The sequence below is a fragment of the Dyadobacter sp. CY343 genome, assembly GCF_021390335.1.
Classification (GTDB): Bacteria; Bacteroidota; Bacteroidia; order Cytophagales; family Spirosomataceae; genus Dyadobacter.
In genome coordinates this window covers 66,268-77,705 of sequence record NZ_JAJUXK010000009.1, presented here as the reverse complement: position 1 = coordinate 77,705, position 11,438 = coordinate 66,268, and the positions used below count along the sequence as shown (strand labels likewise).

Annotated in this window: 7 protein-coding genes; 3 read left to right on the top strand and 4 right to left on the bottom strand. The window is 43.2% G+C overall.

From position 1 onward, the window contains the following. Positions 1–12: 12 nt before the first annotated feature. From LZG94_RS24175 to LZG94_RS26495, 3 genes are all read right to left on the bottom strand, one after another. Positions 13–282 (bottom strand): hypothetical protein, encoded by a 270-nt coding sequence (locus LZG94_RS24175; protein ID WP_233794238.1) that lies wholly within the window; start codon positions 280–282, stop codon positions 13–15. Positions 283–633: 351 nt separating this feature from the next. After that, positions 634–1,374: a LytTR family DNA-binding domain-containing protein gene (locus LZG94_RS24170; protein WP_233794237.1), complete on the bottom strand. Its 741-nt coding sequence runs from the start codon at positions 1,372–1,374 to the stop codon at positions 634–636. Between the two features lie 4 nt (positions 1,375–1,378). Next, positions 1,379–4,519, bottom strand: coding sequence for a histidine kinase dimerization/phosphoacceptor domain -containing protein (locus LZG94_RS26495; RefSeq protein ID WP_233794236.1), 3,141 nt, complete (start codon positions 4,517–4,519; stop codon positions 1,379–1,381). A gap of 941 nt (positions 4,520–5,460) precedes the next feature. On the opposite strand from LZG94_RS26495, the gene LZG94_RS24160 reads away from it, so the two are divergent. The 3 genes from LZG94_RS24160 (at position 5,461) to LZG94_RS24150 (ending at position 10,296) form a co-directional block, all read left to right on the top strand. Beyond that, entirely contained in the window at positions 5,461–7,086 is a 1,626-nt protein-coding gene (locus LZG94_RS24160) for a vitamin K epoxide reductase family protein (protein WP_233794235.1), read from the top strand. 394 nt (positions 7,087–7,480) lie between these two features. Beyond that, on the top strand, positions 7,481–9,877 hold the full coding sequence (locus LZG94_RS24155; RefSeq protein ID WP_233794234.1) for a peptidase domain-containing ABC transporter: 2,397 nt from the start codon (positions 7,481–7,483) through the stop codon (positions 9,875–9,877). A 2-nt stretch (positions 9,878–9,879) separates the two neighbouring features. Then, positions 9,880–10,296, top strand: a complete 417-nt coding sequence (locus LZG94_RS24150) for a hypothetical protein (protein WP_233794233.1) — start codon at positions 9,880–9,882, stop codon at positions 10,294–10,296. A gap of 217 nt (positions 10,297–10,513) precedes the next feature. Here LZG94_RS24150 and LZG94_RS24145 read toward each other — a convergent pair whose 3' ends face one another. After that, positions 10,514–11,428 (bottom strand): AraC family transcriptional regulator, encoded by a 915-nt coding sequence (locus LZG94_RS24145; RefSeq protein WP_233794232.1) that lies wholly within the window; start codon positions 11,426–11,428, stop codon positions 10,514–10,516. Positions 11,429–11,438: the final 10 nt, after the last annotated feature.

Genomic DNA, 11,438 nt, shown 5'->3' with positions numbered 1-11,438 from the left:
TTCTGATTTTAGTTATTCCGCCGCATACTTCGCCACATCTTCAACTCTGAATTTGTTGAGCTCAACAATTTGAGCCTGAGGTCGCATGAGTGGTGGAATTGACTGCATTACCTGCTCTTTGTTATCAAAATCATAGATAAACCACATCTTGTGCACGCCATCCTTGCATCCCCAATGCGCCTGGGAAATGATGTGGGAGCCGGAGCCTAAAAAGACATTAATCACATGCATGCAGTCCGAAACCTTCTCGGAATGTGGGATTTCAACCAGATAAGTAGGCATAGTATTGAAGTTTAAGAGGTTTGTAATACATCCGCTTTTGCTTTGGCGGTCATCACTCACAGAAGCACATAGCGCTTTTTGCAAGTTTCGCATTCATAATCCTCCGCCCTGGCTGTGCCCAGGGACAGGATTCTGGCAAGGTGGCTGGTGACTGATTTTTTTGGAGAAACAACAAGGTTCCCACCACACACGGTGCAGCGAATTCCCAGGATGGTTCTTTTTACAATAATCTTGTCCAGATCTATCAGCGCCATAGCATTACCAAAGGTGGCAATGGCTGATTACCCGGTCAAACAAAAGGGATGAACGCCGCAGGTTCGGGATAAAATGCAGGAAGTTTGGGAAACGGGTTCAGGCGTGTTTGATGCCTAGCGAACTGAAAAGCTCATCCCGGTAAGACTTTCCAATGGGCAGTTTGATGCCTTGCATTGAAATTTCGTTTGGAAAAATGTTCTCTATTAGGTTTACATTGACCGAAAAGCGCCGGTGGATCCGGGCGAATGACTCCGGGTCGAGCTGGTGGACAAAATCGTTGATCGTTGAGCGCACCATCACCTTTTTTTGCGAGGTCAAATGCAAAAGCACATAATTGGCTTCGCTTTCAAGGTAAAGCAATTCGTCAAAAAATATCTTTCTGAATACATAGCCATCCTTCACAAACATGAAGTTTTTCGGTGGATTAGAGCTGGTCTTGACCGGTTTCACTTCGGCAAGGTTTCCGGTAAAATTGTTAAAGGCAATTTCGATGGCGGCAAAAAGTTCTTCTTTCGTGAATGGCTTGACAATGTATGCGTGCGGTTTGACCTTTTTGGCGCGCTCAATCGTCTCAACGTCGCTGTTTGCAGTCAGGAAAATGAAAGGCAGCTTGTAGGTTTCGTTAAGTTTTTCGGCGACATCAAACCCATCCTTCCGACCTGCCAGCTGAACATCGAGCAGTATCAGATCAGGTTTTTCATTTTCCAGCATATCGATTGCCTCCGTGTAATTGATTGCCGGGCCGCAGTGTGCATATCCCAGCTCTTCGAGCGTATTAACGATGGTGCGGGCGATGACAAGCTCATCTTCAACTACGCCTATTTTAAGTACACTCATGATTTTAGTCTTGATTTTTCCGAACGTCGCGAGTCGTAAAATTAATAGTAAATGTAGCACCACCATCGGTTACATACTGAACTTTACCTCCGATCTGCCTGCTAAGATCATTGATTAGCTGTAACCCAAGCGTTGATGATTTATCAAAGTTCAGATTTTCGGGCAAACCAGGCCCATTATCCATGTAATGCAGCTGATATATACCTTCTCCTATCTGTCTGATTTTCAATTCGACAATCCCGGCTCTTGCCTCGGAAAACGCATATTTGAATGAGTTGGTCAGCAATTCGTTCAATATCAAGCCAAGAGGAACGGCAGAGTCAATATCCAGGTGTGTTTCCGGTATGTCAATGCTAATATCGACTCTTTGTTGATACTGGAAAACACTTTTCACTTGCTTGCATAAGTCCCCGATAAACCTTTTCAGGTCAATGCTGCTCAGATTTTCAAACTGGTAAAGGTTTTGGTGAATCAATGCAATGCTGCGGACGCGATTGCGTCCTTCCTGCAAAGCCTCACGGGCTGTTTCATCTGTTAAAGCTTTGCTTTGCAGTTCGAGTAATCCTGAGATCACCTGCAAATTATTTTTTACACGGTGATGGATCTCTTTCATGAGCACATCTTTTTCCAATAGCAAAGCCGATTGCTCCGAAAGCGACTGCTTCAATTGTGCCGTCCGCTCATTGACAACTTGCTCCAAACGCTTCTTTTCAAAAGCTAGCTGTTTTAATCTGAGTCGAATAATCGCGTAAACGCCCAGCGTAAACAGCATTAATGCAAGTAGTATGAACCACCATTGCAGATAAACAGGTTTCAGGACCGTGAGTGGAATGTTCAGCTCACGCTTATTCCATGCCCCTTCCCTATCTTGCGCCTTTATACGTAGCGCAAAATCCCCATAAGGCAACCCGCTGATCCTGACCGAGTTTTCATTGATATAATTCCAGTTATTATCCAGTCCTTCAATTTTATAGGCATACCGGTGACCTTCGTTTTGGGTAAAATCCAGCAATTGGAAGTCCAGCGTAAAAAACTTATCGTCGGGTTTTAATACAATTTTTCCTTCGCTCAGCAAGACATTGGTTTTATTGACCAGCTCACTTTGTGACCCTATAAACTGATTGAATGCGATGATCTGCAAAGGAACTTCCAGCCCAGAACTGTCCGTACGAAAGTCACGCGGATCAAACGCATTCACGCCGTTTAACCCGCCAAAAAACAACCTGCCGTCGCTAGCCCTGAATGAGGATGTGCGGTTAAATTCGTTGTGAGAAATGCCGTCGATGGTCGTGTAAGTGTTGACCGAAAGGTTTTTCCGATTAAAACGGATTAGCCCATAATCGGAACTGATCCAAAGGTTTTCGAATGCATCAGGCTCGATTCTGTACAAAACGTCGGAAGGAAAACCGGCGGTGATGTTGAACTGTTTTGAGTGATTTGTTTTAGGATTCCAACGATAAAGTCCCTCGCCGTTCGTAGCAAGCCAGAAAATGCCGTCGGGATCCTGATAGGCGTCCAAGAGGCTCAGCCCGTTTAAAAAACCCGATTGCCGTTTCTCCATTGACAAGTTGTGCGAACCTTTTTTGGCATCCCCGGGAGCACTAATCAGTTTATATAACCCATTCTCCGCAGCGGCCCATAAAATCCCTTTTTTATCAGTAAAAAACCTGTAAACAAATTTCGCCTCGGCACTTGTTTTCGTAATCGGGATGGAATCAAACTGGTCCGTTCTTGAATTAAAAACTGAAAAACCATTCGTCCTGCCTAACAGCAAAAGACTATCATTGAGCGAATGCATTGACCAAATTTCGGATCCCAAGCCTTCGGTAAAAGTGACGACCTTATTTTCGGCATCGTCATATCGTGAGAGCGCGTAACCCCCGCTGTACAATGCTGACTGGTGTTTAACGAGCGCATAGTTTATGAACTGATTCCTGATAGCTTGCACTTTTCCTCCACTTTGCAAAAAAGTATGCGCCCAAATGTTGGCGGCAACATTCCTGGTCCGGTCTGCATAGATGCCGCGGGCCTGGCTGTTGGGCTCAATGGATTGCTGGCTGGTTGAAAAGTAATGCTGGAACCTATTCTTTTTGAGCGTCAGCTGAAAAGCGCCCAACGAAGTGCAAAGCCAAAGGTTACCCAACGCATCGGGAAAGAGTTGGTATATAAACAGGTTCTCAAAACCTTTTAGCTCCGAATGATCAATGACTTTCAAAAAGGCGCTTTTGTTCCATAAGTAAAGCGCATCGGTAGGAATGTAGAATGCAGCCCCGCCACCGCCGGTTGCAGCACAAACCTGGAACCAATAACGGTTCTTGACCCGTTCAAGATTGTATCTGGCAAGGTCGTTAACCAATGTAAGTTTTCCATTCGAGCCCGGCTTGCCCACAGCGAATTGATCTGTGTTGCTTGCTGTGTTATAGGTGATTAAGAGCTCATGATTATTTGTAAAACCGATAGGTAAAGAGCGTAACACATCATGCTGTTGAAATGCAATAACTGTGTCAGGGGTAACCAGAAATTGCTTTTCCTGATTGTTCAATTTCAACAAGACTTTCCCTTCCATGAAGGTGCAGTAAGGGCCGGTTGTCCAATAGTCAGTTGGAGTCTTTTTGTCCCAATCCTTCATCTCGAAACGGAGCTTGAACCCCTTTTTGGTTGAATAGCGCCAATAGCGAAACGGAGAGGCGGTCAAAAAGGTAACCTCCCCCGTGCCATCGTTCGCAACCCAATACACGTCACTCTCTTTGAAAGGGAGGTCAGGAAATGCAGCTGTCAATGTTTTCACCTCTTGCGTCGCCGCGTCGATCACATCCACTTTTCCGTTAGTCATTAGCTGAAAACCAGAGCTGCCGTATTGGAGAAAAAGGCGATTGGCATCGTCCCTTGCCAGCTGAACCACTTTATTCTCCTGTAACTTATTGCGCTGCCGGGTAAATAGTAAGGAATTTCGGCCGTCATAGCGATTTAACCCGTTGCGTGTTCCAAACCAAAGAAATCCCGCAGTGTCCTGAACCCCACAGAAAACTTCATGCGAAGCCAGCCCATCTTCAATGGATAGCAGCCGTTTAGTGACGGTAAATTCTGAGTTGTTTTGAGCAGAATCACTTTGCGCATGCAGAACATGCGCATTAAAAATTGACACCAAAACCCAAAGGCTGAAAAGAAGGGATAGCAAACCCTTTTGCCTTGATATGGAAGCCGTTTTGGACATATCGGGAACGTAGGAGTATTTGTAAAAGTCAACATAAAAGTGCGTGCGGCTTTGATCATACTCTTTTTTCGAGTCCGGTTAAACGGCATTGGAATAACGGTCAGGCTGAATGCCCGCTTCCAGATGGCATACCAGTTGCACTATTGTTTATTTATAACATGGTTAAAGAAGCTATTTTCTCTAAACCAGCTAGCATTTGGTTCGACATTTGTTCGGTTGTGGGTACAAAAGCCCTTCAACGCAAGTTGAGGGGCTTTTCTCGTTTTGTGCCTTTGCAAAACGCACTTTTCATCGCATTTTAGCTTATCGCTGGTTCGACTGCGGTTTAGTTGACAGAACTCGAATTTGATTCAGCCGCCGTGGAAATATAAGGCGTGATTTTACTCCTCCAAATCTTTCAGCCACTTGACGTCAGAAGCCTCCATCCCGCCCTACCGGCTTTTCCAACTGTAAAAGTGACTTTGGAAATGCCATGCTGCCGCCAAATCTTCATAGTCGTGATGTCGGCAAAGTGATATTCTTTAATTTCTAATTCTCTGTATTTCGGAATATTTCCATACCATAACAATGGGTGATATTGCTAAGGTAATTTCTCAAATCAAATTGAACGCTTGAAAGACATAGTTCATCGAAAAATTTAGTTAGTTAGTCTAAATTATATCCCATTAGTCGAACAATTTCGATTTATGAATTTTGATAATTTATCTTCAAATATTGTAATTAATAATCAAAGTTAGATTGTAAGCGGAAGCTAACAGAACCAGGAAATATCGGGAGCCTTAACGAATATTAGATCATTTAATATAAGTAAATATAAGCGAGATGTTATGAGTCGTATTGCCCAATTTATGTTCATTTAAAGCAAAGGAATTATGAACCTTAATAAATATGAGACAAATGCAAAGGATGCCGTCGAATACTTATTATCTGTCAACAATATAAAAGTCTCAAGTATTGGCCTGGAAGAAGAGCTATTACTTCATCCGGATTTTCCGAGCGTGGCTTCTGTTAGTGATGCGCTGAACGAATGGAAAATACCCAACCTCGCTACTCGCATACCCATACATCAACTGACGGCTATACCGCTTCCAGCACTTTTCTACCTGACTGTTCGAGACGGGATACTTGCGCCGATTAAAACCATTAAAAATGATACCATTGAATGGTTAGACACGGAAAATGGCTGGCAAAAGGAAACTATTGATAGTTTCGAACACAAATGGGATGGTACTGCACTCCTAATTGAGCCCAATGAATTTTCAGGAGAGTTAAAATACAAGACCCAGGTCGAAAAGCAACTTCTAAAAAATGCAAGAATTTTCTTTTTAGCTGCTGGATCTATTCTTTGTTTAGGAATATTTGCCTTTCTAAATTTAAATATCTTACTGGGGCTAACTCCATATCTAGGATTCATTATATTCGTCAAATTCGTTGGCACAGCGCTTTGTGCGCTATTACTTTGGTCTAGCTTAAACTCAGACAACCCGTTTTTGCACAAGCTCTGTCATTTTAGTAGCCAAAGCAATTGCAGTGATATTCTACAATCAAAAGCTGCTAAGATTACGTCATGGCTTACTTGGGCAGATCTTGGCTTTATATATTTTGCGGGTGGCATAATAACAATGCTTTTTGCAATTATCAATGGAAATCAAGTTTTGTTGACTTGGTTAGGAATATTAAGTGTGGTAGCTCTTCCTTACACTTTCTACTCGATTGGATATCAATACTTCGTCGCAAAAAGATGGTGTCCATTATGCCTTTCTGTTCAGTTTATTCTTTGGATAGAATTCCTAATTTTTGTGTTTCAACTTAATATACCTCAAATTGAATGGGATGCAAGATCACTTCTACTGTTATCCATTGCATTTCTAATTCCAAGCTTACTATGGACTTTTCTTAAAGAGCCTCTCATTCGATCATATCAATGGTTCGATTTGCAGCGGCAATTCTATAAGGTAAAGTTCAATGATGATTTCATTAGGGCGACCTTTAGTCAGAATGATGATATGCCACCAATATTTGATGATATGCATACGGTAAAGATGGGTAGACATGACTCGAAGAATTTGTTGACGATCATAACAAATCCGATGTGCAGTCCTTGCTCGCAAATGCACAGTCAAATTAATGAATTAATTAGCGATGGCGCGGATATTCAATGTGAGTTTATTTTTATAGGCAACAGAAATGCGTGGCGAGTGGCGGAAGTTTTTTTAGCATCGAGCGAGAGTGAAACGAAGCATAAAATGAGTGATTGGTTTCGTGATATCAACCAGGATGTGGAGAAATGGCGTGATTTAAATTACAGTGCGACTCAAAACGGAGAAGCAATTCATCAGCTTAGATTGCATGGCAAATGGAGTGCTATGGCGGGAGTGACAGCTACGCCAACCGTGTATTTCAATAAAGCAAAATTCCCTTCCGTTTTCCAGATCAAGGATTTAAAGAAAGTTGTTAGATCAATTTCTGCAAATGACCGTGTACCCATCATCTCATAGGATTTTCGAAAATCAGTTCATATTGTTAAACTTAAAAAACAAAGCTATGTCAATCTCGAATTTTAGTGGTTTCGCGCTCACGAGGGCACAAGCGAAAAATGTAATTGGTGGTGTAAAGAATATCGAATGCGATTGTATCTACGATGGTGTCACAGACACAGGGAGTTGCTCCGGAACTTCGGTAGAAGCTTGTGAGAGCTATGGCTGCAGCGGGGGCGGCATCATGAGTGAGTGCAGAGAGGTTAATCCACCAGACTGATCAGTTTTTCTTATTTGAATAAGATTCAAACTTGTGGGTTCAAACCCGCAAGTTTATTGATTTTCCCAAGGAATCAATCGAAAGCCATATTGCGACATTTAGGAATATGACTGATATCATATCTACCACAATTCAATGCCTGTAAACTTTCAGCACTATCGCCAACTTGATAAAATGGACTGCGGTCCTACCTGTCTTCGGATGGTGGCCAAGTATTATGGACGCCACTATTCAGCTCAGTCTCTCAGAGAACTAGCCCAGATTGGAAAGGAAGGCGTATCATTGCTTGGAATTGCCGATGCAGCTGAGGCTATTGGTTTCAAGACGGTTGGCGTGAAAGTGAGTTTAGATAAACTCGTGAAGGACGCTCCCTTACCTTGTATCTTGCATTGGGGGCAGAATCACTTTGTCGTTCTTTACAAAATCACGCGTGACACTTTTATCCTGAGTAAGCAGGGGCTACAAAATGTGTGGGGCGGAAGAAGTCAGGAGGCAAATTCCACAACACCGATACCTAATAGCAACCCGGCCGCTTACAGATCTGTTTTTAAAAAGAACACAGATTATGATTTCCATGTAGCGGATCCTAGTTCAGGCTTGTCAAGCTACAACGAGAAGGAGTTTTCTAAAATGTGGCTGAGCAGTCTTAACAAAGATGATAAAGAGGGCATTGCCTTGCTGCTAGAAACCACACCTCGATTTTTTGAGGAACGGGGAGAAAAGAATGATGGCGTAACACTGACGCAACTCGTTGGTTACCTGTCAAAATACAGGAAACTTCTAGTCCAGCTCTTTTTGGGAATGCTTGTCGGAAGTGGCCTCTCCTTGTTATTTCCTTTTTTGACCCAATCAATCGTAGATATTGGTATTGGCACGCAGGACATCAATTTCATTTACCTTGCGCTTATAGCACAAGCGGTGCTATTATTGAGTACAACAGTTGTTGAATATATCCGAAGCTGGATCCTACTGCACATTAGCGTTAGGTTGAACTTGACGATCCTTTCAGATTTTCTTATCAAGCTCATGCGGTTGCCAATTTCATTTTTTGATGTCAGGCAGTTTGGAGATATCATGCAGCGAATAGGTGATCACCAACGTATCCAGACCTTTCTTACCGGACAGGCACTAAATCTGCTGTTTTCGTTTTTTAACCTATTTGTATTCGGGGCAGTGCTTGCCTTTTACAGCTTGCAGATTTTTACAGTCGCATTGGCCGCTTCGATACTGTACGCTACTTGGGTGGTATTATTCTTGAAGAAGAGGAGGCAGCTTGATGTGAAGCGCTTCAACATATCTTCAGGAAATCAAAGTATCCTGATCCAGCTTATCCAAAGTATGCAGGAAATAAAACTTGCAGGAGCTGAAACTTTGAAACGGTGGGAATGGGAGCGGACTCAGGCTAAATATTTCAAATGGAACGTTTCGAGCCTTTCTCTGTCCCAGGTTCAGCAGGCGGGCGCTTTGTTTATCAACCAGGGCAAGAGTATTATCATCACGTTTCTGGCTGCCAAGGCGGTTTTGGACGGCAACATGACCTTGGGAGGAATGATGTCCGTGCAATACATACTCGGTCAGTTCAACAGTCCAATCGAACAGTTGGTAAGTTTTTTGCAAAGCTGGCAGGATGCGCAGATAAGCCTTGAAAGGTTGAACGAAGTTCACAGGATTGAAGAAGAGGAACCTGCCCACAAAAACAACCGGAAGGAATGGGATACTAGCCAAGATATACAGATATCCGGTTTATCATATACATATCCAGGTGCGGGCAACGAACCTGTACTTAGTGATATTAATCTCACAATCCCACACGGAAAGACTACTGCAATTGTCGGTACAAGCGGCAGTGGCAAAACAACGCTTCTCAAGTTGCTGCTGCGTTTTTACGAACCCCAAAAAGGAGAAATCAGACTGACTTCAAATCAGCTTACTTCCCAAAGTCCGATCATTGAAGGGTCTTTGAAGCAGAATGGGGAGTGGACGCGGGGGATTGCGTTGAAGTACATCTCCCATAAGGCCTGGCGTAGTCAATGCGGCGTAGTGATGCAAGATGGGTTTATATTTTCAGACACAGTTGCCCGTAATATCGCAGTCAGTGATGAAATCATTGATCAGAATCGGCTTTACAGGGCTGCGCAAACAGCCAACATTCATGATTTTATCGAATCCCTGCCGCTAGGTTATCACACAATGATCGGGTCTGCCGGCAATGGTATCAGCCAGGGACAACGACAGCGAATTTTGATTGCTCGGGCCGTCTACAAAAATCCTCAACTACTTTTGTTTGATGAGGCGACCAATTCACTGGACGCAAATAATGAAGCTATAATTGTCCGAGAGCTCAACAAATTTTTTAAAGGTCGTACCGTAATTGTGGTTGCCCATCGTCTGAGTACGGTAAAACATGCAGACCAGATCGTTGTAATGGAAAAGGGGGAAATCCTTGAAGTAGGAACCCACAAAGAACTGGTTGAGAAAAGGGGGAAATATTTCGAATTGGTCAGCAATCAGTTGGAATTGGCCGAAGGTTAAAAATGTACATCCAAGCAAAAAGCCAAATATATCCGGTGATTTCATCCGTAAATCCTTTCCGCGAGCTGCACAGCGACGAAATGCAGGAAATAGTAGGCGCACCGCCTCACTGGATATTGACTTGGGGAATAAGCGCATTTTTTGGTATGCTCCTCATCCTTTTCGCCGTCTGTTGGTTTATCCGGTATCCGGATATTGTCCCAGCTCGAATCAGTCTCACTGCCTTCGAAGCTCCGAGAACAATCGTAGTCCGTTCGGAAGGGAAACTAGACCGTCTACTGATTAAGGATGGCCAGCAAGTCCTAAAGGGGCAATCCCTGGCGTTCACCGAAAGCACTGCCGACCACGAACAGGTTCTAAACCTGTCGCAACAACTAACAATTCTTGAAAATTTCCAGCTCTCTCGTCATCCGCTATAACACATGTTAAAATCCTTCTATCCACGACCTTAATTATAGATTATTTTTGTAACCTCTAATGCAAGATAGGGCGTATTCTGTAAAAAAGTATGATTTAAGCCGTTTTGTGAATTCTCGTTTTTAGTCGGGGTATAAAAGCCCTTCAACGAAAGTTGAGCGGCTTTTGTACGTTTAGAAGCGCGACAACATCAGGAGGTGTACTGCACTCCAATATGCTTTAATTAAAAGAACGCCTGAAATCCAAAGGCGACACACTGGTTTTGAGCTTGAAAAGTTTACTAAAGGACTGTGGATGTTCGAACCCTAATTCATACGCTATTTCGCTTATCGATGCATCGCTCGTCGATAGCTGTTCTTTTGCCTTTTCAATCAGATGGTTATGAATGTGCTGTTGTGCATTTTGCCCGGTCGTTGATCGCAGCATATCACTTAAGTAACTGGCACTGACGTTTAACTGCTCAGACAGAAACTGGACAGTTGGAAGCCCCTGCTTTTTCGTGGGTGGTGACTGAAAGTAGGCTTGTAAAATTTCTTCTACCTTTTGAAGCAGATCGCTGCTTACCGCCTTACGGGTAATGAATTGCCGGCTGTAGAACCGGTTGGCATAATTCAGCAGCAATTCGATCTGAGAAATAACAACGTCCTGGCTGAAATTATCAATTCTGTCTTTCAATTCTTCTTCAATACTTTCAAAAACAGAAATGATCGTGGTCTTTTCCTTTTCCGATAAATGTAGCGCTTCATGGATAGAATAGGAAAAAAATCCGTACGCTTTGATCTTCCTGGCCAGTTCGTAACCAAGTAAAAAATCCGGGTGGAAAAGTAAAGTATAACCGGATTGATCACTGAGCGGTGCGTGGCCTCCTGTGATCTGATTAGGCGAAACAAAAAACATTCCCCCCTCGTCGAAATCGTAGTAATGCTGCCCGTATTTAAACTTCCCCCGGAAGTTTGTCTTATAGGATATCTTATAAAAATTTAGGATATGGGGACTGGGAAGCCTTTCCAGTGGAATGGTCCCTGCAGCATTATTTATTAAACTTACCAATGGGTGCATAGGTGCCGGCATGTCCAGCGCCTTATGCAGCCTTGATAAGGAATTGAATCTATGGCTAGACATCTCATCCTTCATAATGTCCGTT

What these genes read in the sequence shown, in the direction of transcription:
- LZG94_RS24175 (WP_233794238.1), bottom strand. Translation starts at nt 282, where the DNA reads ATGCCTACTTATCTGGTTGAAATCCCACATTCCGAGAAGGTTTCGGAC.
- LZG94_RS24170 (WP_233794237.1), bottom strand. Translation starts at nt 1,374, where the DNA reads ATGAGTGTACTTAAAATAGGCGTAGTTGAAGATGAGCTTGTCATCGCC.
- LZG94_RS24160 (WP_233794235.1), top strand. Translation starts at nt 5,461, where the DNA reads ATGAACCTTAATAAATATGAGACAAATGCAAAGGATGCCGTCGAATAC.
- LZG94_RS24155 (WP_233794234.1), top strand. Translation starts at nt 7,481, where the DNA reads ATGCCTGTAAACTTTCAGCACTATCGCCAACTTGATAAAATGGACTGC.
- LZG94_RS24150 (WP_233794233.1), top strand. Translation starts at nt 9,880, where the DNA reads ATGTACATCCAAGCAAAAAGCCAAATATATCCGGTGATTTCATCCGTA.
- LZG94_RS24145 (WP_233794232.1), bottom strand. Translation starts at nt 11,428, where the DNA reads ATGAAGGATGAGATGTCTAGCCATAGATTCAATTCCTTATCAAGGCTG.